Below are 24,979 nucleotides of genomic sequence, written 5' to 3'. Positions count from 1 at the left end.
GGTATGAGCCTTATGCTTCATTCTACGAAGCGATTCGTCGCCGCATGACAAGAGCCGTCTTCCCGATGCAGGGAGGACGGCTCTTTGGATCGCGTGCCTTCGCTTCGCTCGGCCGGGGCGCGCTAGCCCGACATCTCCCCCCAACGCCGTTCTTTCCACGCGAAGGTGATGCCGAGGCCGATGGCCATGATGACGGCGGCGAACAGGTACGGATAGTTGATGTCGATGTCGAACAACACGCCGCCGATCGCCGGTCCGATGATGTTGCCCAAGCTCGTGTAGGTGGAGTTCATCCCGGCCACGAAGCCTTGTTCTTGGCCGGCGGAGCGGGACAAGAACGTCGTCAGCGCCGGGCGCAGCAGGTCGAAGGCGAGGAAGATGAAGCACGTCAACGCGAGCACGGCCCAGAAGCCGGCGATGAAGACGGCGGCCACCGCCAATACCGCGCCTACGATCAAGCAGATCTGGATCAGCTTTTTCTCCCCGAGCCGGTCCACCATCTTCCCGAACAAAAAGATTTGGACGATCACGCCGAAGATGGAGCTGATGGTAATGATGACGGCTATATCCTTGGGCGTGAACCCGAATTTGTGGGCGCTGAACAAGCTGAAGATGGTTTCGTAGGCGGACAGGCCGAAGGCGAGCACGAATACGATCACAAAGGCGATCAAGTAGAGCGGCTGCAGCGACTTGGCCAGATCGCGGATAAAGGTCGATTCGTCCGCCTGCGCGGCCATTTCCGCGAGCTGCGCCTTGGTCAGCGGTTCCTTTAGAACCAACAAGGACGAAATGCAGGCGATGAAAGCCGCCCCCGCCGCAAAGTAGAAGGGGGTGCGGACGCCGTATTCCGCGAGAAAGCCGCCGATGCCGGGGCCGATAATAAAGCCGGTGCTGATGGCGGCGGACATGTAGCCCATCGCCTTGGGCCGCTCCTCAACGGACGTGATGTCCGCCAGATAGGCTGTGACGGCGGGCATAATAAAGGCGGCGCTGAAACCGCCGAGAACTCTCGCGAAATAAAGCACGGCGACGTGCGTGCCCGCTCCGAAGATCCATTCCGACACCCCGAACAGGATCAGGCCGACGACGATCATGTTTTTGCGGCCGTAACGATCGACCCACCGTCCGGCGAGCGGAGACATCAGCAGCTGCGCCATCGCGAATACCGCGACCAGATAGCCCATCGTTTTTCCCGACAAGTGCATGATGTCCATGAAGGACGGCATGACGGGAATGACGAGCCCGATGCCGAGAAAGGCGATAAAGATGTTGCTGAGCAACAGAAGAAGGACCGCTTTTTGTTCTTTTATCGTTTTATTCATTATCATTCCCTCGTTCAAATGAATTCCCTCGTTCAAATTCCAAAATTACCGGCGCGAAATGCCTCTCCAAAAAACGGTCCACAACGCTTCCAGCTTATCCATCAGCTTTTTTTCGTCGTCGTCGTACACGAGACTCAGCATCAAGGAGTCGATGATGCCCATGAAGGCGAGCGCAGGCGTGTCTGCCGGGAGGTCGGCAATGGCGCCGGCCTCGGACCAACGTTGAAATGCGGATTGGAGAACCGTCCGAACCTTCTCCTCGGTATCGGCGAATTCCTTGCCGACCGCTTCGGCCAAGTGGGCCGGCGGAAAAAAGGAAACGCGCAGCCAAAACTTCAGCTGTTCGTCTTTTTGAAAAAGCTCGACGGTCTGGCGCAAAAACGCGTGCAGGATGTCCTCGGGATTTTGCGTACCCGCGCGATTGAAATACGGAAGGGTAAAAGACATTTCCGTCTCTTTCGCGTCCCGCAAAACTTGCATGAACAGATCGTCTTTTCCTTTGAAATGCGCGTAAAGCGATTGCTTCTTCATCCCGACTTCATCCGCGATTTGGGACAGGGACGCCCCCTCGTACCCGTGAACGGCGAAATATTTGAGCGCGGCCGCTTTGATGTCGTCGCTTTTCAATACGAACCCTCCTCGATTTACCTGACGAACGTTCGTCAGTCATCATACCAAAAGAAAATCCGAAAGGCAAGCGCGGAGCGACTCCCACCTAAGCTGCCCTTCGGATTCGTCGATTAACCGGCGAAGGCGTGCGGCTCCGGCGTGATGGACCCGAAAAATAGTAACCATACCTAAAATGCGATACCTGTTCTAGGAAATGTCGTGCGCTTACAATGACTCTATACAGCGCGGGGAAGCAAGCTTTGACGGTCTCGCCGTCCGCAGAGGATGGACGAGTCCGGCCGCGTGCGGAATGACCAGGAAGGTTGAGGTGCGGCAGCAATGAAGACAGAGGCAGAGGCGAGCGCTCCGGCTCCACGGACCGAGACGGGCAAGGCGAGAGGGCAAAAATGGCTGAGAAAGCTGTACGGCCAGCGGTACCTGCAGGTGATGGCGCTGCTCGGCGTCGCGTGGATGATCGTGTTCAACTACATTCCGATGTACGGCATCATCATCGCGTTCAAGGAGTACGACATCATTTTCCCGATGTCGATGGCGCCTTGGGTCGGACTGGACCACTTCAAGGAGTTTCTGTCCGACGACATGCTGCTCACCGTCCTCCGCAATACGCTGGGTATCAGCCTCATCAAGCTTATCATCGGCTTTCCGCTGCCGATTCTGTTCGCGCTGCTGCTGAACGAAGTCCGCTCCGTCGTCTTCAAGAAGTGGACCCAGACGATCACGTATTTGCCCCACTTCCTGAGTTGGGTCATCCTGGGGGGCATCCTCGCCACCTGGTTGTCCGACGTAGGCATCATCAACAAGATTTTGCTCGGCCTGAACATCATCGACGCGCCGATCAACTACTTGGCCGAACCTAAATATTTCTGGACCATCATCATCGTCTCGGATATTTGGAAAGAACTCGGCTGGTCTGCGATCATCTACCTGGCGGCCATCAGCAGCGTCTCGCCGGAGTACTACGAAGCGGCGACGATCGACGGCGCGGGGCGGATCCAGAAGATGCGGCACATCACCCTGCCGTCCATCATGGGCACGGTGACGATCCTGCTCATCCTGGCGATCGGCAACGTGCTGAACTCCAACTTCGACCAGATCCTCGTGCTGCGCAACCAGTTGAACGAGAGCGCCAGCACGGTTATCGACTACTACGTCTACCAGACGGGGCTTGTGGACAGCCGGTTCTCTTACTCTACGGCGGTCGGCCTGCTGAAGTCCGTCATCGCGCTTGTCCTGCTCGTCGGCGCGAACTTCGTCACCAAGAAGCTGAACAACAACTCTTTGTTCTAAAGGAGGCAAGGCCTCATGTTGACCTTCAAACGCCAGACCACCGGCGAGGCGGCCTTCGGCATCGCCAACGGCGTCCTGATGCTCGCCATTTGCTTCCTCACGCTGTACCCCGTCTGGTACGTCATCGTGAACGCGTTCAACGACGGGACGGACGCGATGCGGGGCGGCATCTACTGGTGGCCTAGGCAGTTCAGCCTGGAGAGCTTCCATGCCGTCTTCCGCAGCAGCGGCATCATGACCGCCATGGGGATCACGGTCGCCAAGACGTTGATCGGAGTCTTCGTCCACGTCCTGTTCACCGCGATGGTCGCCTACGCATTCAGCCGCAGGGAGCTGATCGGACGCCACTTGTACATGATCATCGGCACGATCACGATGTTTTTCGGCGGCGGCCTGATTCCGTACTACCTGCTCATTCGGGACCTCGGCATGCTGGACAATTTCCTCGTTTATATCATCCCGGCCGCATTCAGCTTTTTCGATCTCGTCATCTTCCTCAGCTTTTTCCGGGAGATCCCGGCGGGGCTGGAGGAGGCGGCGAAGATCGACGGGGCCAACGATATGGTCATCTTCCTGCGGGTCATCATCCCGGTCTCCATGCCGGTCGTCGCCACGATCGCCCTGTTCCACGGCGTATACCAATGGAACGACTACTTCACCGGCATGATCTATATGAACAACACCGACTTGCAGCCGATCCAGACGTTCCTTTACCGGGTCGTCGCCCAGTCGAGCTCCAACCAGATGCTCGCGGCGATGCCTAGCGGCGTCGCGCAAACCGTGACGAGCCAATCGCTCAAGCTGGCGACGATGATCGTGACGACTGCGCCGATCGTCATCGTGTATCCGTTCCTGCAGAAGTATTTCGTCAAAGGCTTCATGATCGGCTCCATTAAGGGCTGAGCGCGATTCGCAGCATGGTCGAAGCATCAAACGACGGTATCCATCCCGGCAACCCGGGATCGATATATACAGGCACTTATCACTTATCGAAAAGGGGCATCTCAATGGGAACGACGCGTAAAGTGGCAACGACGCTGCTGGCGCTTGCCATGACCCTCTCCGCAGCGGCCTGCTCCGGAGGCAAAAACAACGGCGGAAGCAACGCCGGTCCGTCCGAAGGCACAAGTTCGCCTTCGGCGAGTACGGAGGCTACTGCATCCGCATCTGCGTCTCCGTCCGGAGACGCGCCGGCCTGGCAGCAGGATACGTCGCCGATCACGTTCGACTGGTACATCAACTTCAGCTGGTTCAACAAAAAGTGGGGCGGCGACGCCACCGCCGAGTACATCACCAAGAAAACCGGCGTCAAACTGAACTTCATCGTTCCGGCCGGCAACGAGAACGAAAAGCTGAACACGATGATGGCTTCCGGCAAGCTGCCCGACTTCATCACGCTCGGCTGGTACGAGGAAGCCGTCCGCAAAATGACCGAAGGCAAGCTGGTGCTTCCGCTGAACGAGCTGGCGGATCAGTACGATCCCTACTTCTTCAAGGTAGCCGATCCGGCCAAGCTGGGCTGGTACAAGAAAGAAGACGGCAACGTATACGGCTATCCGAACGCCTCGTCCTCCCCGGCCGACTACGAGAAGTACGGCGAGAACTTCACGTCCAACCAGACGTTCGCCGTCCGCAAGGATATGTACGAAGCGCTGGGCAAGCCGGACATGAGCACGCCGGAAGGCTTCCTGAACGCGCTGAAGGCGGCCAAGGAGAAGTTCCCGGAAGTGAACGGCCAGCCTCTGATTCCGATCGGACTGCACGAATTCACCGACACGGGCAACTATTCGCTGGAAGGCTATCTGCAAAACTTCCTCGCCATCCCGCAGGAGAAGGACGGCAAGCTGTACGATCGCCGTCAGGATCCGGAGTATCTCAAGTGGCTGAAGGTGTTCCGCCAAGCGAACCAGGACGGCCTGCTCGCGAAGGACATCTTCATCGACAAGCGTCCGCAGATGGAGGAGAAGATCGCGCAAGGCCGCTACTTCGCGATGCTGTACCAGCGCTCCGACTTCGCGGCGCAGAACCTCAGCCTGTACCAAAAGGATCCGAACACGGCGTACATCGCCATCGACGGACCGAAAAACGCGAGCGGCGACCAGCAGACGCTGTCGGGTCCCGGCATCTCCGGCTGGACGGTCACGCTGATCTCCAAGGACGTCAAGGACAAGAAACGCGCCATCGCCTTCCTGAGCTACCTGATCAGCGAAGAAGGCAACAAAGATATGTTCCTCGGCGAAAAAGGCGTTACCTATGATACGATAGACGGCAAAGACCAATTCAAGCCGGAAGTGCTGGAGCTGCTCAACAAAGACCGTACCGCCTTCGACCAGAAGTACGGAGCTTCCTACACCTACTGGATGCTCATGGATACGAACATGAACCTGCAATGGGCGCCGCCGAGCGTCGATCCGGCCAAGCAGCTCGAAGACTGGACGAAGGGCAAGTCCATCAGCATGGCCGAATTCGACAACCTCGATCCGCCCGCGACAAGCAAGGAAGGCGTGGCGGGCAGCAAAAACGGCCGTCTGTGGGGCAAGGCCCTGCCGAAGATGATTCTCGCCAAGTCCGACGCGGAATTCGACGAGATCTTTAATAAATACCTGAAGGACCGCAGCGAGCAGGATGCGATCGACGCCTACCGCCAAAAGGCGTACGAGACCAACCTGGAGAAGCTGAAGGCGCTCGACAAGTAACGGGTCCAACAAGATCGAAATCAAGCCTGGCCGTCCAACCCCTTCCGAGGGGCGGGCGCCGGGCTTGTCCCATCATCGTCCAGGAAGTGAAGTCGGTGTGGCTAGAACGGGAAAGCAGCGGATGACGGCCGTCCGCGAATATATCGGAAGCCAGCCGCTGCAGGTGAAGCTCATCTCCTCCTTCGTGCTGATCATTATCGTGCCGGTGCTGCTGTTCGCCTGGTATACGCTGCGTGGCGTGTCGGACTACTCGATCCGGGAGCTGACCAAAAAAAACGAGAGCATCCTCGACATCGAGCGCACGAACATTCAGAACAATATGGAGCTGATGGAGTGGACGGGGCAGATCGCCCTCTCCAACCGGGAGATGAACGACTACCTGCAATCGCAGGAGGATATGGACACCTCCTTGCTGCTGGAATTCAAGACAAAGACGTTCAACATGTTCCAGCTATTCCTGTTCAACAACCCGCGAATCACCAACATTCGCCTGTTCACCGACAATCCGTACGTCCACGAGTTTTGGCCGGTCGTGCTGGACGAGGCCCGTATCCGGGGTAAATCTTGGTACGGGACGGTTCAGGAGCAGCAAGGCATGGTCTGGTGGGAAGTCCAAAAGGACGGAGAGCTGCTGTCGGACACGTCGATGGGCGCGAACGGGGAAACCCCGATGGTCTCGCTCCTGCGAGAGTTCAAATACCCGGACGACAAGACGCACAACGGCATCCTCGAGGTCAGCATGGAGCTGAAGCACTTCTTCACCAAGACGTTCAGCAGCGTGCAGGATCCGGGCTCCCGGCTGCTCGCCGTGACGAGGGACGGCAGTGTCTATACGGACAGCGGAGCGCCGATCTTCCAGGACAAGTCCGCCTCTGCGCTGCTGCGCCACGTTCAGCTGTCGGAAGCGGCGGGCAACCGGACCTCCGCCTTCTCGGAGGGCGGGCAGTCCTATCTCGCCATCCAGACGTTTATCCCCGAGCTGGACGTCCATCTGGTCAACCTGGTCAACCGCAGCGACACGATGGCGGACATCCGCAAGACGCGGGGCAACTTCGTCGTCATGATCATCGTGCTGGTCGCGGTGCTCAGCCTGCTGTCCTACTTCATGCAATCCATCATCCTGAAGCGCCTGCGCGTGCTGCGGGATTCGATGAAGAAGATTCGCAGGGGGGACTTTCACGTGGACGTGCCCGTGACGGGTGGGGACGAGGTGGGCGAGCTCGGCCACCATTACCGTCAGCTGCTGAGGAAGATCAACGAGCTGATCGTGGACCAGGTGAATCGTCAGGCCGCCTCCAAGGAGGCGGAGCTGCGTTCGCTCAAGAACCAGATCGACTCCCACTTCCTGTACAACACGCTGGAGAACCTGAAGATGCTGGCCGAGATCGAGGGACAGTATACGATTTCGGACGCCCTCACCTCGCTCGGAAGTATGATGCGATACAACCTTCAGTGGACGCGGAGCCACGTCCGCTTGCGCGACGAGATTCAACATATTCAGAACTATATTGCCATCATGAATATCCGATATGACGGACGGCTGGAGCTGCACCTCGACATCGCGTCGGACTGCCTCGACCAGGAGGTGCTCAAGATGTCGCTGCAGCCGATCGTGGAAAATGCGGTCAAGCACGGGATGAACCGGAGCGACGCGCCGGGCGGCAAGCTGGCGATCACGCTGTCCGCCCGCATCCGGTATGAGACCTGCGTGATCGAGGTGACGGACAACGGCGCCGGCATCCCGGAGGAGCGGCTGCGGATGCTCTCCGGTATGCTCCGAATGGAGGAGGCGGATTATCAGGAGCTGCGCAGCCGCATGGAGACGGGACGACGAGAAGGCAGCGGCATCGGGCTGCGCAATGTGGATCACAGACTCGAGATGAGCTACGGGAGAGAGTACGGCATCCGCTTGGAGAGCGTGGAGGGGAGCTTCACGCGCGTCGTCATGACGCTGCCGCATCTGATCTTGACGGGAGGGGAGCGGCAGGATGCCTAAGCTGCTGATCGTCGACGACGAGAAAAATATCCGTCTGGGCCTCAAAGCCATGATCGAGCGCAAGTATGCGGACCGGTACGACTTTCTCCTGGTCGAGAACGGCGCCGAAGCGCTCGAGCTGCTCGGGAGGGAGTCCGCCGACATCATGATCACGGACATCCGCATGCCCGTCATGGACGGGATCGCGCTGCTGGAGCGGCTGCAGGAGATGCCCGCCGCACCGGCGGTTATCATCCTGAGCGGACACGACGACTTCCCCTACGCGCGGGCGGCCATTCGATACCAGGCCAAGGAGTATCTGCTGAAGCCGATCGTGCGCGAGGAGCTGTTCGCCGCGCTCGAGCGGCTGGAAGAGGAGGCGGAGCGGCGCCGGGAGCGGGAAAGAGAGGCGTCCGCGGGCGCCGAGGACACCGCGGACGCCTCCCGGCAGCTCGCATACGTCCTTTCGCAGGAGCGCATCCAACCGGACGATATCCGTGGTCGCTTGACGGAGGCGGGGCTCGGGTGGATGGAGCAGGGGTACCAGGTGGCTCTCGCCCGGGCGCCGGAGTCCGACGGCGGAGATACGGCGGGGCTATCCCAACGGCTGAGAGAACTGCTCGCAGACGAGGGAGGGCAATGGGCGCTGAGCTGGGATCGGGACGGGCTGCTCGTGCTGGTCGCGGCCGACAGGCAGCTCGTTCGCCGGCTCACCGGACGTCTGGGCGGACATGCACTGCTGCCGGTTCGGATCGCCCTGAGCGCCGGAACCGCGGGGATGGTCCAGCTGCGCCAAGCCTACAGCCAGGCGCGCCAGACGATGAAGTATTTCCTCCTCCATCCGGAGGCCGACCTGCTCGCCTACGAGAGCATCGCCGGCCGGGGCGCGGAACGCGGCACCGGGTGTCCGCAGCCGATCGAGGCGATCCGCCGGCTGTCCAACCTGCTCGGAACGGGCAAGCTGCCGGAGATGAAGCGGCTTCTGCAGCAGATTCTGGACATCCGGACGGTGAGCCGCTGCGAGATCGGCTATCTGGAGGGAATCAGCCGCTCGTTGAACGAAGAGGTGTTCGACAGCGTGTTCCGCAGCTACGGCGAGGAGTCCATCGAGATTTTGCGCTTGTATCGGCGGGCCGGGCATATCGAGAACTTCGAGCGCTTCGAGGACTACTACCGCCACGTCGAGCAGCTGCTGGAGCGGCTGGACGAATTCGTGAGCAGCGTCCGCGGCGCGCACGCGGAACGCAAGGACATGCAGAAGGCCGTCGAATATTTGCAGCAGCACTATGCGAGCGACGTGAACATGGCCGTCGTGTCCAACCACATCTCGCTCAACTACACGTATTTCAGCCAGGCGTTCAAGGAGTACACCGGAGAGAGCTTTTCGGCGTATCTGCGCAAGCTCAGGCTGACCAAAGCCAAGGAGCTGCTCGTCGGCTCGGACTTGAAGGTGTACGAAATCAGCGAGCGGTCCGGCTTCGACAACGTCAAGCATTTTACGCGGGTGTTCAAGGAAGCGGAGGGCATCACGCCGCTTGATTACCGCAGCCGCCAGCAGCCGCACGGCACGAAGCGGAGCTGAGCGGGGCGGAAGAGGACAAGGAGGGAAACGATGAACGGGCGTCGACTAGAGGTCGAAGGCTGGGTGAAAGCGCAAGGGCAGCGTCTGGTCAACGGACGGGGAGAGGATTTGATCTTGCGCGGGCCCGGGCTGGGGAGCTGGCTGCTCCCCGAGGGCTATATGTGGAAGCTGCCCGAGGGCGGAGACCGTCCGCGCCGGATCGAGCGGATGATCGCGGAGCTGATCGGGCAGGAGGAGGCGACAGCGTTTTGGCGGACGTACCATGACCGCTATACGTCCGAGGAGGACATCCGGCGGATCGCGGAGGAGGGCTTCAACTCCGTCCGCGTGCCGTTTAACGCGCGCATGCTGCTGGAGGGAGAGCGGAACGCCCAAGGCTACAGCGAATACGCGCTGGGCTTGCTCGACCGGATCATCGATTGGTGCCGCCAATGGAAGCTGTACGTCATCCTCGACATGCACGGGGCGCCGGGCGGACAGACGGGGGCGAACATCGACGACTCCGAGCGCGACCAGCCCGAGCTGTACATCGATCCGGCCTATCGCCAAGCGGCCATCGACATGTGGCGGATGCTGGCGGAGCGTTACCGGGACGAGTGGATCGTCGCCGGCTACGACCTGCTGAACGAGCCGCTTCCGGACTATCACGGCCAGTATCACGGCGAGGCGGAGCCGCTGTACCGGGACATGATCCGGGCGATCCGCGAAGTCGACGACCGTCACCTGATCATCCTCGAGGGCGTCCACTGGTCGACGGACTGGTCGATCTTCACCGAGCCGCTCGACGGCAACGTGCTCTACCAGTTCCACAAGTACTGGAACAACCGGAGAGCATCCAGAGATACCTCGACTTCCGGGAAGCGTGGAACGTGCCGATCTTCATGGGCGAAGGCGGGGAGAACGACCTCGACTGGTACGCGGGCGCGTTCCGCTTGTTCGAAGATCATGGGATCAGCTGGAACTTTTGGACGTGGAAAAAGATGGACACCATCAATTCGCCGTGCTCGGTCGCGATGCCGGAGGGCTGGGACAAGCTCGGGCGATATCTGGACGGCGGACCGCAGCCGTCGCCGGAGGAGGCCCGCCGCATCCTTTGGGCCTATCTCGATGGTCTGCCTCTGGCCGCCTGCACGTACCGTCAGGAGGTGGTGAACGCGCTGTTCCGGCGGATCCCGGTCCGCATTCCGGCGATCCACTATGGCTACGAAGGAGAAGGCCGGAGCTTCGGAAGGCAAGGCATGCCGGAATGGAAGAGCGGCTACCGCGGCGACGATGGCATGGAAATCCGGTATCTGGACGGACGTCCCAGGCTGCCGCCGGAAACGCCGGGCTGGCATCGCTGGGATACCGAGGGCGGCTTGTGCCTCGAGCTGAAGCCCGGGGAGTGGGCGGCGTACGACTTCACGGTGCGATCGGACGGGGGCGACGTCGCCGGGGGCGTGGATCTGGGGACGGTGTATCGGCTGGTCCTGCAGCTAGGCACGCCCGCAGGCGCCGGCGTCGCGGCCGTGACGCTGGACGGCCGTCCGCTGGCGGAGCTCCGCCCCGGCACGGCGTGGGAGCGAATCGCCGCGGCCGACCGCCTGCCTGCGCTGGAGGCGGGAACGCACCGGGTCGTCGTCGCCGCGAGGGAGGGAGCCGTGCGCGTCGAATCGTTGAGCTTCGAGGCTTGATGGGCGTCGCGTATGCGATCACGATCTCCGGGACGCATGCTGGGGTTGCGCTCGCGCCCCGGCTTGGTTGCGTTTGTAGGCCCCATTTCCGTGTACGAGACTAGACAGACGTATAGTTGCGTTTGTGCATCTAATTTCCGTGCGAGAGAGACTAAACAGACGCTTAGTTGCATTTGTACACCTAATTCCCGTTCGAGAGAGCCTAAACAGACACTTAGTTGCATTTGTACACCTATTTTATCGAATTTGGGCGAATTTCCGTTTAATGGTCCTTATTAGTTGTACGATTGCATCTAATCGGTTCATATCCGGGCTTTTCGGCGAAATTAGTTGTACATTTACCCTAAAGTGAATTTGAGCCGGTCCGGGATGACCGAGGCCATAACGCCGAACGCTGGCCGGTCCGGGATGACCGAGGCCATAACGCCGAACGCTGGCCGGTCCGGGATGACCGAGGCCATAACGCCGAACGCGGGCCGTTCCGGGAAGACCGGGGCCATAACGCCGAACGCGGGCCGTTCCGGGATGACCGAGGCCATAACGCCGAACGCTGGCCGGTCCGGGAAGACCGGGGCCATAACGCCGAACGCGGGCCGGTCCGAGTACGCCCGTATCTATAGACGTTTGACGCGGGCCGGAACGCGAGAAGGTCCGGATTCGCAGACGTCGTACGCGCAGGCAGGGTTGGACTTCTTCTCGTACCCGACCTAAATCGCGCTTGATGATTCTCAGGACCCGGTTTACAATGAATACAATTACTGGAATGCGGGATGCGCGACTGGCGTAACGTGGAGAACCACGAGGGAGCGCATCTTTCATAACGCCGTACGCCTGGGCAAAAGCATTCGATCCTCGGATCGTATGCTTTTTTAATTTCCGACGAGAGGACAGGTGGCGAGGGATGAAGATGGCATTCGTGCTGTTCGATGGCATGACGACGATGGATTTTGTAGGGTTCTATGAGGCGATCACCTGGCTAGGCATCCTAAAGGCCAAGGAAGACGTATCTTGGGCGTTTTGCGCCAACCAAGCGGAGGTCGTCGACGACCGCGGGCTACGCATGCGGGCCGATCGCGTCCTGCCGGACCTGTCCGACTACGATCTGGTCTTTGTCCCCGGCGGTTACGCGACCCGTCAGCTTCGGTTCGACCCTGCGTTCGTCTCCTGGATCCGAACCGCACAGGGCGCGACGTATCAAGTATCCGTCTGCACCGGGGCTCTGCTCCTCGGGGCCGCCGGGCTGCTCGAGGGGAAGCGGGCGACGACCAATCCGTCGGCTTATGAATTGCTGGAGCCCTATTGCGCCGAGGTGGTTCGGGCTCGCTATGTTCGCGACGGGAACGTATACACCGGCGGAGGCGTGTCGGCTTCGATCGACCTGGGGTTGTACGTCGTCGAGTCCCTGGTCGGGCGGGAGGTCTCGCGCCAGGTGCAGGAGAAGATGGATTATCCGTACTATGCGGGGATGGTTTAAGCTTGCATCAAGCAGGTACGACAATTACAATAAGAGCACTCTACGGAACTGGTTAGAAGAATAGGCGGTAGATGAAGATGATCACACCCAAGCCCGTGGAAGGCGACTATCATCCGAATAGCGGCTATTACATCGACGGCGTGCCGGAAGGCGATCTGGTACAGATGCTGCAGGAGCAGAAGCAGGAAGTTCTGGACATCTACGGGCCGCTAGGCGAAGAGCGGAGCCTGTATCGTTACGGGGAAGGCAAATGGAGCCTGAAAGAGCTGCTGGGTCACCTGATGGATACCGAGCGAATCGCCGCCTATCGGCTGATGTGCATCGCCAGAGGGGATCGGACGCCGCTTCCGCGACATCCGGAATTGTTCGTGAACGGGACGCAATTTGACCGGCGTCCGTTCGCTGAGCTGCTGGAGGAATATCGAATCGTGCGCGAAGCCACCGTCGCGCTGGTGCGCGGGTTGACGCAGGAGGAACTGAGCCGAGCAGGTACGGTCAACGAGGTTCGGAACACGGCGGCCGCGACGGCCTATTTTATATTGGGCCATACGCTTCATCATCTGAACGTGGTGCGGGAACGCTATTTGCCGTCTCTGGCCCTCCTCTGACAACCCCGTCCGCCGGCGAAATGCGAACGGCCACCTTCGAGCAGAAGGTGGCCGATTTTGCTTTTTGAAGATCAAGTACCCGCAGCTCACTCTACGGCCGATCTGGCAATGCGTAAGAAATCCTCCGTCGATGATTCTGTTAATATAGAGTTGCCGAGCTGCGGATAGAAGGACCGGAGACGAGATGACGGGGAGACGCCGTTAGCAAAGGAGCGAGCGCGGACCATGTTTGGATTGTTGGTTGGTATCGTCGCTTGGATCGCCGGAATCGCCGCGTCGCTGGCGGCGGCTTCCTTGACGCCCGTGCCGCTGTTGTTTCTTTTGATCGGGGCTGCAGTTTACGCGATTCTGGTTGGCACGGGCATCGCTTACGTCTACCGGCGTCACAAGCGTTCGAAGCGGTTTCGAGCAGCTTATGCGTTGGGTGCGATCCTGCTAGCCCTTACCGCCTTCGCGCTGCTCAAACCGTTGGATGATCCGCAGCACCCTCCCGATCCGATCGAAGGCTTGCGCTATTGGGAGCTGTCGACCGGATCCACGATTGCTTACAAGCTGATTGCGGGAAAGGGCACGAAGCGGCCCGATCCCATCGTGTTCCTGCACGGAGGGCCAGCTACGCCCGATATGGCCGGGGATGCAGCCTATTTCGGGAGACTCGCGGCCATCGGGTACGATGTGTACGTTTACGACCAATTGGGCGCCGGCAGATCGTCGCGGCTTCAGGATCCCCGAGGCTACAAGTTGTCAAGAGACGTTGCGGATCTTGAAGCCATCCGGCAGCGCATCGGTGCCGAACGGATGATCCTTGTCGGACACTCCTACGGGTGCGAGATCGCGGCTCACTATATGGCTCAATATCGCGAACGCGTAGCCCGTGCCGTGCTGTCGTCACCCGGCGCGATCGATTCTTCGGATCGTAGCGATGCGCAGCTGACCGCCAGGCTTGCCGGGGCGGATCGGCGCGAACTGTACCGCTTGTTGCTGCAGCCGAGGGTCTTGTTCGCGTATGCCCTGCTGCAGATCAACCCGAAGGCGGCGCACGCGTTTGCCGGGGACGAAGAGATGGACGCGCGCTTTGATCGGGTGTATGCCGCTACCGAACCGGCCTTGCACGCAGCGGGCAACAAGAGCGATCATCCCGTTTACGGAATGGGGTTCTACGCCAACCAATTTCCGCAATCCCGTGCGGCTGTGGAACCGACCGATATTCGTCCCATGCTGAAAATGCATCCCGTCCCGGCTCTGATCATCAAGGGCTCGGACGATTACTTGTCGTGGTCTTCCGCGATGGATTATCGGAAGGCGTTGCCGCAAGCCCAACTGCTCTATGTCGAAGCAGCGGGACACAACGCTTATCAGGATCAACCCGACATCGTCTGGCCGGCCGTTCGTGCATTTCTATCGGACGGAGAGCCGCCGTACGATTTCTATGAATCGCAGACGCCGCCGGTTTCATTTAAGGGCGCGCCATGAGAGGCATTCCCGGAGCCGCTACGAAAAGAAACCGCCCCAAGGCGGTTTCTTTTCGATTCGTGTTTGTCCCGTTTACTGCAGCTCCGCCAGCATTTCCTCCAGGCGATTCCAGGTGTCGGTGACGCCCTGGAGCATGCCCATATCCAGCACGGCCTGAAGCGCGTCCGCAGACAGGTACTGCGCATGATTGACCAGTTTCGTCGTCTTGTCGCCCTCTTCGACGAACGTGAGCGTGATCATCGCGGCCGGCATCTCCTCGTTGACGCTGCCCTCCGCGTCGGAGAAGGCGTCGCTGTAGACGATGCGCTCCGGCTCCGCGATCTCGTGATAGATCGCTTTGCCCCAGGACTCGTTGCCGTAGTACGGCTGGCTCTCGTCGGTGCATTTCATGCAGTAGTGCCATGTCCCGCCGGGACGGAATTCGAAATTAAAGATCGACAGCGTCCAGCCGCTCGGGCTAAACCACCGCTTCAGATGCTCGGGATTCGAGAATGCCTGGAATACGAGGCTTCTAGGCGCTTGAAAAGTTCGCTCCAGCGTTAATTCACGGCCCTCTACCCGATAAAACATCTTGTCCATTCCGTTTTGCGCCGCCATGATCGATTCCTCCTGAAGGTGAGATGAGATTTTGGATTCGAATCTCTTGCTAGTTCTACTATATGCGATCTATATATTCCTGTAAAGGAATATTTAATGAAGCCGCAAAAACCTGTATGGAAAGCCTTCAAGGACGTGTCAAAGCTTTTCGCGCTCCATCTGCGTTTTACGGCCTTCAAGGTTGTCACTTGCATGAATGTAATAGGATAGGTAATGAAACAAACAAATTGAGGAGAGGTGTGAAGGCATGAAGCTCAATCATGTCAATCTGACGGTGACGGATGTGCCGGCTGCTCGGGCGTTTCTAGAAAAGTACTTCGGCTTGCGGGTCGCCGGAGAACGCGGAGACGCGTTTGCAGCGATGTTCGATGACGACGGCCTGGTGCTGACGTTGATGAAAGACAATCAGGTGAGCTACCCAAGAACCTTTCATATCGGCTTCGCCCAGGAAAACGAGGAGCGGGTGAACGAGATCCATCGGCAGCTCTTGCAGGACGGCTACGACGTCGCGCCTCCGCGTCGCGCGCACGGATGGACCTTCTACGTAGATGCGCCTGGCGGGTTCAAAGTGGAAGTGCTGGCTTAAACGGGATCATCCGGTCGAATAAAAGCGAAAGGACCGAACGACTCCAGGCGGAGGTTGCGTTCGGTCCTTTCTTATATACACGGCAATAAGGGGTTGACCATGAGGGGCAATAGCAGGTTATATTGGAAAAAGAAGTGAAATCCTGACAATTGGCCGAACCATTTCAGCTTCCGGAGCGGATCGTCCACTCGGAAGACTTGCCCTGGGTACCTTGACGAGCAGGGCCAAGTGACGGGACAAGACGACATTTACACGGTCCTGCAGAAGTACCGTGATTACTGCATGCGGAACGGCATTCCCATCCGGGAGGATTTGATCTATTAACCAATGAAAATCATGGATCAAATAAAACCGTACCGCTTGCGACGGGGAATGTGTCTGATCTTGCTCCTACCATTCCTGCTCTTGGGATGCGAGCAAAGGATAGAAGAGCCGGAAGGCATCGTCATCAAAGTGCTAGCCTGGGACGCATCTTCCTTTTCTCAGCAATATGGAGATTACTATTTGACAAGACGCCCAAGCAACGATCTTCAAGTCACGTCTGTAGTAGATCGGCTCGTACCGGGAGTCAATCTCTATGCCGAGGTTACAAGGCTCAGCGAGCAGGACAAGCCGGATCTCGTCGTACTGCCCTCCGACTACTATGCCATGCTTAGCGGAAAGGAAGGGCTGCTTGTGTTGAATGACCGCATCCGTCAAAGTCGTCTCGAACTGAACGACTATGCGCCTGCGGTTCTCGACGCACTCAGCGACGAGAAGGAACAGTTGTACGGCTTGGCGCCAACTTTCGTGGGTTCGGGTCTTTATTATAACCGGACCTTGTTCGATCGCTTGCAAATTCCATATCCCAGGGACGGCATGACTTGGGACGAAGTGTTCGGGCTGGCGGATCGCTTCGGAGCGCAATGGAAAGGCGAAGGGGATCCGGCGGGACTGGACTATCGCTATTCAGATCATCCTTTTCTGATGGCGCTGCGAATCGGCGAGAGCGAAGGTCTATCCCTGTACGTTGATCGTCGATTTACGATTCATACGGAGAGCTGCGCAAATCTTCGAACGTGTACGAGCATGCGTCGGTTCGAAAGCTTGTCTGGATCGGAAGACTTTGAATATTCAAGATCCCCATAGTTATGGCGCAGGCCTAGCCGCAGGGGGCCAGCATCCGTTCCCCGGCACCCCGGCTACAAGTATCGAACTTGCGGTAATCGGCAGTCTAGAAGCTTCCATTCTGCGCAAAGCGCGGGATAGGAAGCTTCTTTGGTTTGCGCTCTCGGACGGAATCAGAATCCACAAAGTCATTCCAATCCCCGACTAACAAGACAAACAATAATTTTAATACGAATTTAATTGTTATTTGTTTTGTTTAAGTTGTTTTTGTGTGGAATTCACGGTAAGCTAACAGTAGTTCGGATGAAGAGAGGGGAGGGGAACCGCATCGCCTTAGGCATCCTGCTGGTACTCGGTTCCGGGCTGGCGCACGCGGTTTGGAATCTGTTTGCCAAGACCAGCCGCAACAAGAACGTCTTTTTATGGCTGATTCATTTATGCGGCTGCGTCGTTTTTCTGCCGTTCCTAGTTCGGGATATTGCCCGGGGCATTCCGCCGGCAGGTTACGCCTCCATAGCGGTCTCGCTGGCGTTTCAGATGGGCTACGCGTATCTGCTGCCGATCGCCTATCAACGGGCCGATATGTCCCGCGCCTATCCGGTCATGCGGGGAATCGCGGCTTTGTGCGTCCCGGTCCTCGGCGTATGGATCTACGAGGAAAAGCTGTCCCCCGCCGGGTGGGCCGGCGTGGCCGCGATCGTCGCCGGCCTGTTCGCCATCGGCGACCTCCGGCGAATCGAGCGGGGCGCCTTCCTCCATGCGTTCGGGCCGATCCTCGGCGTAGGCGCGATGATTACCGGCTATACGCTGAACGACAAGACATTGCTGCATGACCTCTCCCCTTTGTCGCTCATCGAGGTGTCGAACTTCGGCTTCGTTCTCATGCTTAGCCGAACGGCGCTCGCGTCGGGAGACATCCGCGCCGAATGGCGGGCGCAGTGGCGTCGCATCCTGATCGGTTCGATGCTGTCGCCCGGCTCATACCTGCTTTTCCTGTTCGCCATGCAGCTCGGGCCGCTGTCGCATCTGGCGCCGATTCGCGAAATCAGCACCGTGTTCGGCACCCTGCTCGGCGTTTGGCTGCTGCGGGAATCTGGCGGGGTGAGCCGGATCTTTTACGCGACCGTCATTGCGTCGGGGATCGTAGCCATCGGTTTATGGGGTTCTTGACGCAGGCGGCGGAAGCTCGTGTTCCCGCGGATGCCCGAACGGGTTTCTTTCAAGGCGCTGCCCCGCCCGGACCTGGCTCGGTTTGCCGTGACGCGATTCGCGATAGGCGCCGAGGGGCGTAAGACGGTATAATGAAGATCTAGAGCGAAGCTGGAAGGAGTCGGCTAGGTTGTCACTGGTAGGCGAAGAGCGCAAGGCGATCATCCTGGACTTGTTGCACTCGGAAGGGCAGGTCAAGACGTTCGATCTGGTCAAAAAGCTGGGCGTCTCCTCCGAGACGATCCGCCGGTATCTCGAAGAGCTGGAAGAGGAGAACCGTCTCAAGCGGGTGTACGGCGGCGCCGTCAAGATCAACTTGAGCGGGGAGGAGCCCTCCTACCTCAAGCGCGAAGTCCTGCACGCCGAGGAGAAGCAGCGCATCGGCAAGAAGGCGGCCGCCCTCGTCGAGGACAACGACGTCATCTTCATCGACGACGGCACGACGCCGCTCCAGATGATCCCATTTCTGACGAACAAGCGCAATCTGACGGTGCTGACCGTGTCGATGCCGGCGCTGCACCAATTGATCGAATTCAAGAACAAGGAGCTCTTCTCCGGGGAGATCTACATGATCGGGGGCAAGGTTAACGCCACGCACTCCCGCGTGACCGGTTCGATTGCCGAGAAGATGGCTTCGCTGTTCCACGCGGACAAGGCGTTCATCTCGACCGACGGGATCGTGCTGAACAAGGGCATCACGTCCTTCGACGCCGAGCGGGGCCAGCTCGCGAGCCGCGTCATCGAGAACGCCAAGCGCACGATCGTAATGACGGACAGCTCGAAGATCGGATTGACGCAGCTGTACCGCATCGCGGATTGGCGCGATATCGATGTCGTCATCTGCGAGGCGCCGATGCCCAAGGGCTGGGACCAGACGCTGGGCGAGCGCGGCGTCGACTGGATCGTCGCCGAATAGCGGCTGGATCGTACCTGGTGCAGACGGCGGAATTCCACGATTGTATTCGAAAAATCACACACATTCCCTGCACAAACGGACGAATCAGGCGATTGTATACGAAATTTCATACACATCACCTGCATATTCGGCTGATCATGGCGATTGTATGCGAAAATTCATACACATTACGGGTGCAATCGGCAAAAATCCGCGAGTGTATGAGAAATAGGATACACATGCCGAATCCGGTGATCGTATGCGATATTTCATATACATACCGGCGCAGACCACTGATTCCGGCAGTTGTATTCGAAATTTCGTACAATTTGGCATCGGTGGGGTTGAAAATGGCGGACAAGATGAGGGCCGCATGGGCCCATTATCCGGAGGAGATCCAGGGCTTTCTGCAGGGTGCCGACATCGCCGTCGTCAAGCAGAAGACCCGATCGGTCGTGCTGCGTCTCGATCGGCGGGAAGAGTCGGTTTTCTTGAAGGTGACGCCTAAGGGACAGATGCGCGAGGAAGCGCGGATGACCGAGTATCTCTCGCGCCGCGGCGCCTGTCCTCGCGTCATTCTGTACCGGTCGGACGGTACCGGAGACTATCTGATCACGAGCCGAGTGGCCGGGAGCGACGCCGCCGCCGAGGCATGCCTGCGGTACCCGGAGCGGTTAACCGACGCTTTTGCCGAGGGGCTGTCGGCGCTTCACGACGTCGATCCCGAGGGCTGTCCGGTCGTTAACGGCTTGGCCGAAATGGCAAGCCGGGCGGACCGCAACTACCGCGAGGGTCGGGCGGATCGAAGCCTGCTGCTCTACATGGGCTACGCGGACGCGGACACGGCTTACCGGGACTTGATCGCCATGTACGAAACCTGCGAGGACCGGACGGACCAGGTGGTTATCCATGGGGACTACTGTTTGCCGAATGTGATTGTGCGGGATTTTAAAGTGCAGGGGTACATCGACGTAGGATACGGCGGGGTGGGGGATCGTCATTACGATTTGTTCTGGGGCCTCTGGTCGCTTCGGTACAATCTCCGAAGCGATTTTGATCGCATCGCGGACCGTTTCCTAGAAACATACGGACGAGCGAAGGCGGACAAGGATCGGATTCGCTTTTGCGGGTTGATATCCGTCTTTAACGGCTTTCGCGGGCAAGACTATTATAATGGACCGCTTTAAAGAAAGGGGAGAAGATCCATGCAACAAAACAAATACGACGATCCCGGGTTTTACGACAACTACAGCCAGATGGCGCGGTCGATCGGCGGTCTCGAGGCTGCCGGCGAATGGCCGGCGCTTCGGGGCCTGCTGCCGGAGCTGCGGGGCAAGCGGGTGCTGGACCTCGGCTGCGGCTACGGCTGGCACTGCCGCTATGCGCGCGATCAAGGGGCCGCCGCCGTCCTGGGGATCGACCTGTCGGAGCGGATGCTGGCGCGTGCCCGGGAGATGACCGACGACGCGGGCATCACCTATCGTCGGATGGGGATCGAGGACATCGACTTCGGGCCAGACGCCTTCGACGTCGTCCTGAGCTCGCTGGCGGTACACTATGTCGAGCGGTTCGACCGCCTCTGCGAGAAAGTTCACGGCTGCCTGTCGGAGGGCGGAAGCTTCGTTCTCTCCGCCGAGCATCCGATCTTCACCGCTCGCGCCGCGCAGGATTGGCATTACGGTCCGGCGGGCGAGCGGCTGCATTGGCCGGTCGACGACTATCAGGAGGAGGGTGCGCGGGAAGCCCGGTTCCTGGGTCACGACGTGGTCAAATACCACCGTACGGTCGCAACCTATCTGAATGCGCTCATCGACGCGGGATTCCGCATCCGTAAAGTGCTGGAGCCCAAACCGACGCAGGAGGCGCTGGAGCGGGATCCGGAGATGCGCGACGAGACCCGCCGGCCGATCTTTCTACTGATTGCGGCCGAGAAGGGCTAGCCTGCAAATGAACATGCGGGACGAAGCAGAGAAGACGCTTGGCCGCCTTTAAAGGGCGGTGCAGGCGTCTTTTTTTTGGCGGCGTCCGCACGGTGCTGAAGGAACTCCAATGCAAAAGCGCCCTGCCCGGGAACTCCCCGGACGGGCGCTAGCACAGGCAAGGCGAGCTCCGTCGGACATCGAAGCCGAGGCTAGCGGACGGCCCGAATCCCTTCGATAAACAAGCGGCGAATGCCGGACAAATATTGATCCTTGTCGTACCCGTGCGTATCGCGATGGTACAGATATTGCTCGGGATACAGCGTCGTCAGCATGAAACTGGTCGTCAGCGTGACGTCGACGTCATCCCGGACTTCCCCCCCCGCCGCGGCCATTTTCAGATAGCCGTTAAGGATGCCGCGCAGGCGGATCGAAATCGGGCGTTTCTGGGGAAACAAGTTTTTCTTGCCGTACATGCAGCTGATCGTTACGAGCAATTCGGCCTGGTCGTCGATGTAATCGATGGTTCGACGGAGCGCCAGCATCAGCCCTTCGAGCGCGGACGGGGCTCCCTCCGCCCGTTCCTCGATCCGCTTCATCTCCTGCTCCATCTCGTTTAGCGCCTCATCCGCGCCCTTCTGCAGGATCTCGGCGTAGATCTCGCCCGGATGTTCATAACGGCGGTAAAGCGTCCCTTGGCCGATACCCGCCTCCTGGGCGATCTGATACATATTGACCGATTCGATGCCGTTCTGCTCGAGCAGTCTTGCGGCAGCCGACAGGATTCGCCGTCGGTAGGCGGCGTCTCGGCTTTCCTTGACTTCGGTAGCATCCGGCTTTCTCACGGCAAACTCTCCCTTCACGAATGTGCGTCTAACTATCGTTAATCATACCGTCCCGAATCGCTCAAAAATTAGGCATTGACTCGCGGACAATTGTCCGCTATATTTTGGGAGCGGACAATTGTCCGCCCTACAAATATAACACATGGGACGGCGCGCGTGTGACCGCTTTTTCGATCATACCATAGTCCAAGCGCCAAACGTCATGCCCGGACCCGATGTGGGAGGAGTGGAGAGCATGTCTCAAGCTGCCACGAGCGCAGGAGCGCCGGGCGAATTTCGCATGTCCAGCATTCTGATGCCGCTCATTGCGATCATCTTAGGCTGCTTCATGGTCATTCTCGATTCGACCGCAATGAACGTCGCCCTGTCCAAGCTGGTCGTCGATTTTCATACGCAGCTGCCTACGCTGGAATGGACCGTTACCGGCTACATGCTGGCGACCGCCGCCGTCATTCCTTTGGCCGGCTGGCTGTCGGACCGGTTCGGGGCGAAAAACGTCTTTCTCGTCTCGGTCGTCCTGTTCACGATCGGCTCGGCCCTGTGCGCGACGCCGAACAGCACCGAATGGCTGATTATTTTCCGCATTATCCAGGGACTCGGCGGCGGATTCGTCATGCCGGTCGCCATGGCCTACGTCTACCGGCTGAGCCCCCCGCACAAGATCGGGGCCGTCATGGGCGTGCTGGGCATCCCGATCCTGTTCGCGCCGGCGATCGGACCGATCGTGTCCGGGTATCTCGTAGAGTACCAGTCCTGGCGTTGGATTTTCCTGATCAACATTCCCGTCGGCCTCTTCAGCGTGTTGTTCGGCCTGTGGAAGCTGCCGAAGATCGGCAAGAAGCAGGTGGCCGGCTTCGATCTCCCCGGCATGATCCTGGGGCCGCTGGCGTTTGCCGCGCTGTCCTTCGGCGTTAGCGAGGGCGCCCACAGCTGGACCTCGTCCAAGACGATCGCCGGCCTCATCATCGGCGGCCTCGCCCTGCTCGGATTCATTTTCGTGGAACTGCGGGCCCGGACTCCGCTTCTGGAGCTTCGTGTGTTCAAGTCCATGGACTTTTCGCTCGCGATCGTTGCGCAATGGATCGTGCAGTTCGCGATGTTCGGCGCGATCTTCCTCATGCCGCAGTTCCTGCAGCAGGCTAGAGGCTTCGGCGCGCTCGACACCGGACTTACGCTGTTCCCGCAGGCGCTGGCATCGGCTTGCATCATGCCGCTCGGCGGCTATCTGTTCGACCGGATCGGCGTCCGCTGGCTGGTCGTGATCGGTCTCAGCCTCGTGTCAGGGGCTATCTTCCAGTATACCCACGTCGACCTGTCGACCGAGGGCAAAGATCTGCTCCTGCCGCTTATCATGGCCGGCTGCGGCATGGGCCTCATGATGATGCCGCTCAATTCGCACCTGGTCAGTAAGGCGCCCCGGGATTTGGTCAGCCGGGTGACATCGCTCACCAACGCGATGCAGCAGGTCGTGAGCTCCCTGTCCGTGGCGGCCGTCGTGACGATTCTGACGGCCCGCCTGAAATCGCTGGCCGACGGCAATCCGCCCGCCTCGGGCGCGACCGAGGCCGATACCGCCAAGCACTTGCTGACGCTGGCGCCCAAGGCGTTCGGCTATACGTTCAGCGTGATGCTCGTCGTCGCGGTCTGCGGCATCGCGATCGGCTTCCTGCTTCGCCGAGGCCGCAAGCCGTCCGCGGACGAAGCGCCTTCTGCCGCGAGCGAGCGCTCGGTCGAAGGGCTTCATATGGGCTGACTGGTTGTAGGGCTCCTCTCTTTGATGAAGAGAGGAGCCCTTTTTGCATCTATGTGCAGATCTGTCGCTGTCGGGCCGGAGAGGTTCACCAGCGGCGCAGCGCGAGGATGAATGCGGCTAGAGAGGCCAGGGAAGCGATTGTCCGCACATGGTTCCAGGCGACCCAGCTGGACAGGTAGTGCTGCCAAACGTTCGCGCCTTCGGCGCTGCCGGGATCGACGGCGGCGAGCGCATCGTTAAGCGGCACGTTGAAGACGATCGTTGCAAGGAACGCGCCGACGAAATAAAGCAGGCTGCCAATCAGAAGGTAGGTTGCGCCGGGCGTACCCAGCCGAAGAAACGCTGCGACTCCCAGGACGACGGAGGCAATCGCCGTGCCCATAAAAACGAAGCTGAACAGCGTCTGCAGGATGGTCGAGTTGATCGATTGCATCGCGGCGATCCCTTGCGAGGCCGGGAGCCGGGAGAGCGCCGCCATGACGAAGGTCGAGAAGGCGAAGAAAATGCCCGCGATCAGCCCCGATCCAAGGGCGGAGGCGTAGGTGATGCCGGTTATCCATTTGGCCATGAAGCACCATCTCCTTTTAATTGTTTGTGCAAGCAAATATTTGGACGGTTTTTACGGTCCGGTCCAGACCAGCACCGGGATGGCGAAACTCCGTAGCGGCAGGTAACCGTACCACGGAGTGAGGGATGGCGCCGGAAAGGCGAAACGCCGCAGCACCGGGCCAGCCGTGCCAAAGGTCAGAGATGGCGCGAATTGGGGTCTGCCGCGGGCAAGTCCGCTTCGGTCGCGCCAGGCTGCTCTAGCCGATTGCAGACCTCGTAGAGATGGAGCGACAGCTCGTCCCCCTCGTCGCCCAAGATCGTCCGGTACCGCTCGCGGAGCGCATCCCAGCATTGGTGGATCAACGCTTCGAGCGACTTGCCTTTGTCCGTGGCATAGATCAGCGACAGGCGGCCGTCCATCCGGTTGTAGAGGAGCTGCTTGGCCGCGAGCTTCTCGATCAGCCGGGTTACCGTAGACGGCTGCAGATGAAGGATCTGGCCCAGTTCCTTCTGCGAAATGCCGTCCTTCTCGTAAAGCGCCATGAGCAGAAAAGCGGCCGTAGGGGAAACGCCGCTGGCGGCGAACGCGTCTTCCGCCATTTTCGTAATGATTCGTCCGAGGCGGTTGGCCGAGAAATACAGGCATTCTTTGAAGTAAATTTCGAGCAAAGGGAGCCCTCGTTTCTCGCGATTACGATATTTGTTTGCTCATACAAATATAACGAGGATTCCTGATATTGTAAAGCGGAAAAAACGAGCCGCCGAATCCGCCGCCTCGTTTTCTAGAATGGAGTGCCCG

24 protein-coding genes and 1 riboswitch are annotated in these 24,979 nt (G+C 59.3%); of the genes, 17 read left to right on the top strand and 7 right to left on the bottom strand.

What is annotated here, in order from left to right:
- Positions 1-122 precede the first annotated feature (122 nt).
- Positions 123-1,322: an MFS transporter gene (locus LKX83_RS12050; protein ID WP_227882514.1), complete on the bottom strand. Its 1,200-nt coding sequence runs from the start codon at positions 1,320-1,322 to the stop codon at positions 123-125.
- A gap of 45 nt (positions 1,323-1,367) precedes the next feature.
- Positions 1,368-1,949 (bottom strand): TetR/AcrR family transcriptional regulator, encoded by a 582-nt coding sequence (locus LKX83_RS12045; RefSeq protein WP_227882513.1) that lies wholly within the window; start codon positions 1,947-1,949, stop codon positions 1,368-1,370.
- A 321-nt stretch (positions 1,950-2,270) separates the two neighbouring features.
- On the opposite strand from LKX83_RS12045, the gene LKX83_RS12040 reads away from it, so the two are divergent.
- The 7 genes from LKX83_RS12040 to LKX83_RS34325 all read left to right on the top strand — a co-directional run bounded on the left by LKX83_RS12040 (position 2,271) and on the right by LKX83_RS34325 (position 11,165).
- Positions 2,271-3,239, top strand: a complete 969-nt coding sequence (locus LKX83_RS12040) for an ABC transporter permease (RefSeq protein WP_227882512.1) — start codon at positions 2,271-2,273, stop codon at positions 3,237-3,239.
- A 15-nt stretch (positions 3,240-3,254) separates the two neighbouring features.
- On the top strand, positions 3,255-4,142 hold the full coding sequence (locus LKX83_RS12035; RefSeq protein WP_227882511.1) for a carbohydrate ABC transporter permease: 888 nt from the start codon (positions 3,255-3,257) through the stop codon (positions 4,140-4,142).
- A 104-nt stretch (positions 4,143-4,246) separates the two neighbouring features.
- Positions 4,247-5,935: a type 2 periplasmic-binding domain-containing protein gene (locus LKX83_RS12030; RefSeq protein WP_227882510.1), complete on the top strand. Its 1,689-nt coding sequence runs from the start codon at positions 4,247-4,249 to the stop codon at positions 5,933-5,935.
- 97 nt (positions 5,936-6,032) lie between these two features.
- A complete protein-coding gene (locus tag LKX83_RS12025) occupies positions 6,033-7,931 on the top strand; it encodes a sensor histidine kinase (protein ID WP_227882509.1) in 1,899 nt (632 codons plus the stop codon).
- Entirely contained in the window at positions 7,924-9,492 is a 1,569-nt protein-coding gene (locus LKX83_RS12020) for a response regulator (RefSeq protein ID WP_227882508.1), read from the top strand. The genes LKX83_RS12025 and LKX83_RS12020 overlap by 8 nt, the downstream gene beginning before the upstream one ends.
- A 30-nt stretch (positions 9,493-9,522) precedes the next feature.
- A complete protein-coding gene (locus LKX83_RS12015) occupies positions 9,523-10,644 on the top strand; it encodes a glycoside hydrolase family 5 protein (protein ID WP_370639069.1) in 1,122 nt (373 codons plus the stop codon).
- Positions 10,641-11,165, top strand: a complete 525-nt coding sequence (locus LKX83_RS34325) for a carbohydrate-binding protein (RefSeq protein WP_370639068.1) — start codon at positions 10,641-10,643, stop codon at positions 11,163-11,165. Before LKX83_RS12015 ends, LKX83_RS34325 begins: the two co-directional genes overlap by 4 nt.
- Positions 11,166-11,503: 338 nt before the next feature.
- Here LKX83_RS34325 and LKX83_RS12010 read toward each other — a convergent pair whose 3' ends face one another.
- On the bottom strand, positions 11,504-11,743 hold the full coding sequence (locus LKX83_RS12010) for a hypothetical protein (protein WP_227882507.1): 240 nt from the start codon (positions 11,741-11,743) through the stop codon (positions 11,504-11,506).
- 186 nt (positions 11,744-11,929) lie between these two features.
- Positions 11,930-12,009, top strand: a riboswitch (ZMP/ZTP riboswitch).
- A 57-nt stretch (positions 12,010-12,066) separates the two neighbouring features.
- Between LKX83_RS12010 and LKX83_RS12005 the strand changes: the two genes are divergently transcribed.
- From LKX83_RS12005 to LKX83_RS11995, 3 genes are all read left to right on the top strand, one after another.
- Positions 12,067-12,639 carry a DJ-1/PfpI family protein gene (locus LKX83_RS12005; protein WP_227882506.1) on the top strand — a complete coding sequence of 191 codons (573 nt, stop codon included), beginning with the start codon at positions 12,067-12,069 and terminating at the stop codon, positions 12,637-12,639.
- Positions 12,640-12,716: 77 nt separating this feature from the next.
- On the top strand, positions 12,717-13,247 hold the full coding sequence (locus LKX83_RS12000) for a DinB family protein (protein ID WP_227882505.1): 531 nt from the start codon (positions 12,717-12,719) through the stop codon (positions 13,245-13,247).
- Between the two features lie 225 nt (positions 13,248-13,472).
- Positions 13,473-14,720, top strand: a complete 1,248-nt coding sequence (locus LKX83_RS11995; protein ID WP_227882504.1) for an alpha/beta fold hydrolase — start codon at positions 13,473-13,475, stop codon at positions 14,718-14,720.
- A gap of 72 nt (positions 14,721-14,792) precedes the next feature.
- Here LKX83_RS11995 and LKX83_RS11990 read toward each other — a convergent pair whose 3' ends face one another.
- Positions 14,793-15,317 (bottom strand): SRPBCC domain-containing protein, encoded by a 525-nt coding sequence (locus LKX83_RS11990; protein WP_227882503.1) that lies wholly within the window; start codon positions 15,315-15,317, stop codon positions 14,793-14,795.
- A 247-nt stretch (positions 15,318-15,564) separates the two neighbouring features.
- Between LKX83_RS11990 and LKX83_RS11985 the strand changes: the two genes are divergently transcribed.
- The 6 genes from LKX83_RS11985 to LKX83_RS11960 all read left to right on the top strand — a co-directional run bounded on the left by LKX83_RS11985 (position 15,565) and on the right by LKX83_RS11960 (position 21,054).
- Complete coding sequence (locus LKX83_RS11985; RefSeq protein WP_227882502.1) at positions 15,565-15,903, top strand: VOC family protein; 339 nt, start codon at positions 15,565-15,567, stop codon at positions 15,901-15,903.
- Positions 15,904-16,230: 327 nt separating this feature from the next.
- Complete coding sequence (locus tag LKX83_RS11980; protein WP_227882501.1) at positions 16,231-17,031, top strand: extracellular solute-binding protein; 801 nt, start codon at positions 16,231-16,233, stop codon at positions 17,029-17,031.
- 282 nt (positions 17,032-17,313) lie between these two features.
- Positions 17,314-18,180: a DMT family transporter gene (locus LKX83_RS11975; RefSeq protein ID WP_227882500.1), complete on the top strand. Its 867-nt coding sequence runs from the start codon at positions 17,314-17,316 to the stop codon at positions 18,178-18,180.
- Positions 18,181-18,349: 169 nt separating this feature from the next.
- Positions 18,350-19,135 (top strand): DeoR/GlpR family DNA-binding transcription regulator, encoded by a 786-nt coding sequence (locus LKX83_RS11970; RefSeq protein WP_227882499.1) that lies wholly within the window; start codon positions 18,350-18,352, stop codon positions 19,133-19,135.
- 329 nt (positions 19,136-19,464) lie between these two features.
- Entirely contained in the window at positions 19,465-20,301 is an 837-nt protein-coding gene (locus LKX83_RS11965) for an aminoglycoside 3'-phosphotransferase (RefSeq protein ID WP_227882498.1), read from the top strand.
- An 18-nt stretch (positions 20,302-20,319) separates the two neighbouring features.
- Positions 20,320-21,054: a class I SAM-dependent methyltransferase gene (locus tag LKX83_RS11960; RefSeq protein WP_227882497.1), complete on the top strand. Its 735-nt coding sequence runs from the start codon at positions 20,320-20,322 to the stop codon at positions 21,052-21,054.
- A gap of 191 nt (positions 21,055-21,245) precedes the next feature.
- On the opposite strand, the gene LKX83_RS11955 is transcribed toward LKX83_RS11960, so the two are convergent.
- The gene (locus LKX83_RS11955) at positions 21,246-21,878 is read right to left on the bottom strand and encodes a TetR/AcrR family transcriptional regulator (RefSeq protein ID WP_227882496.1); all 633 of its coding nucleotides are present in this window, start codon (positions 21,876-21,878) and stop codon (positions 21,246-21,248) included.
- 235 nt (positions 21,879-22,113) lie between these two features.
- Between LKX83_RS11955 and LKX83_RS11950 the strand changes: the two genes are divergently transcribed.
- Positions 22,114-23,631 carry a DHA2 family efflux MFS transporter permease subunit gene (locus tag LKX83_RS11950; protein WP_227882495.1) on the top strand — a complete coding sequence of 506 codons (1,518 nt, stop codon included), beginning with the start codon at positions 22,114-22,116 and terminating at the stop codon, positions 23,629-23,631.
- Positions 23,632-23,716: 85 nt separating this feature from the next.
- Here the strand turns inward: LKX83_RS11950 and LKX83_RS11945 are convergent, their stop codons facing one another.
- Both LKX83_RS11945 and LKX83_RS11940 read right to left on the bottom strand, forming a co-directional pair.
- Positions 23,717-24,199, bottom strand: coding sequence for an anthrone oxygenase family protein (locus LKX83_RS11945; RefSeq protein ID WP_227882494.1), 483 nt, complete (start codon positions 24,197-24,199; stop codon positions 23,717-23,719).
- Positions 24,200-24,375: 176 nt separating this feature from the next.
- Positions 24,376-24,849, bottom strand: coding sequence for a MarR family winged helix-turn-helix transcriptional regulator (locus LKX83_RS11940; RefSeq protein ID WP_227882493.1), 474 nt, complete (start codon positions 24,847-24,849; stop codon positions 24,376-24,378).
- Positions 24,850-24,979 lie beyond the last annotated feature (130 nt).

The organism is Cohnella baijiui (assembly GCF_020731285.1).
Lineage (GTDB): Bacteria > Bacillota > Bacilli > Paenibacillales > Paenibacillaceae > Cohnella.
This window is presented reverse-complemented; position numbering and strand designations above follow the sequence as displayed.

Excerpts from the sequence above, each read along its gene's own strand:
- LKX83_RS12005 (WP_227882506.1), top strand. The coding sequence starts at position 12,067 with ATGAAGATGGCATTCGTGCTGTTCGATGGCATGACGACGATGGATTTT.
- LKX83_RS11975 (WP_227882500.1), top strand. The coding sequence starts at position 17,314 with ATGAAGAGAGGGGAGGGGAACCGCATCGCCTTAGGCATCCTGCTGGTA.
- LKX83_RS12020 (WP_227882508.1), top strand. The coding sequence starts at position 7,924 with ATGCCTAAGCTGCTGATCGTCGACGACGAGAAAAATATCCGTCTGGGC.
- LKX83_RS12050 (WP_227882514.1), bottom strand. The coding sequence starts at position 1,322 with ATGAATAAAACGATAAAAGAACAAAAAGCGGTCCTTCTTCTGTTGCTC.
- LKX83_RS12030 (WP_227882510.1), top strand. The coding sequence starts at position 4,247 with ATGGGAACGACGCGTAAAGTGGCAACGACGCTGCTGGCGCTTGCCATG.
- LKX83_RS12010 (WP_227882507.1), bottom strand. The coding sequence starts at position 11,743 with ATGGCCCCGGTCTTCCCGGACCGGCCAGCGTTCGGCGTTATGGCCTCG.
- LKX83_RS11995 (WP_227882504.1), top strand. The coding sequence starts at position 13,473 with ATGTTTGGATTGTTGGTTGGTATCGTCGCTTGGATCGCCGGAATCGCC.
- LKX83_RS12040 (WP_227882512.1), top strand. The coding sequence starts at position 2,271 with ATGAAGACAGAGGCAGAGGCGAGCGCTCCGGCTCCACGGACCGAGACG.
- LKX83_RS11950 (WP_227882495.1), top strand. The coding sequence starts at position 22,114 with ATGTCTCAAGCTGCCACGAGCGCAGGAGCGCCGGGCGAATTTCGCATG.
- LKX83_RS11960 (WP_227882497.1), top strand. The coding sequence starts at position 20,320 with ATGCAACAAAACAAATACGACGATCCCGGGTTTTACGACAACTACAGC.
- LKX83_RS11945 (WP_227882494.1), bottom strand. The coding sequence starts at position 24,199 with ATGGCCAAATGGATAACCGGCATCACCTACGCCTCCGCCCTTGGATCG.
- LKX83_RS12035 (WP_227882511.1), top strand. The coding sequence starts at position 3,255 with ATGTTGACCTTCAAACGCCAGACCACCGGCGAGGCGGCCTTCGGCATC.
- LKX83_RS11985 (WP_227882502.1), top strand. The coding sequence starts at position 15,565 with ATGAAGCTCAATCATGTCAATCTGACGGTGACGGATGTGCCGGCTGCT.
- LKX83_RS12000 (WP_227882505.1), top strand. The coding sequence starts at position 12,717 with ATGATCACACCCAAGCCCGTGGAAGGCGACTATCATCCGAATAGCGGC.
- LKX83_RS11980 (WP_227882501.1), top strand. The coding sequence starts at position 16,231 with ATGAAAATCATGGATCAAATAAAACCGTACCGCTTGCGACGGGGAATG.
- LKX83_RS12015 (WP_370639069.1), top strand. The coding sequence starts at position 9,523 with ATGAACGGGCGTCGACTAGAGGTCGAAGGCTGGGTGAAAGCGCAAGGG.
- LKX83_RS11965 (WP_227882498.1), top strand. The coding sequence starts at position 19,465 with ATGGCGGACAAGATGAGGGCCGCATGGGCCCATTATCCGGAGGAGATC.
- LKX83_RS11990 (WP_227882503.1), bottom strand. The coding sequence starts at position 15,317 with ATGGCGGCGCAAAACGGAATGGACAAGATGTTTTATCGGGTAGAGGGC.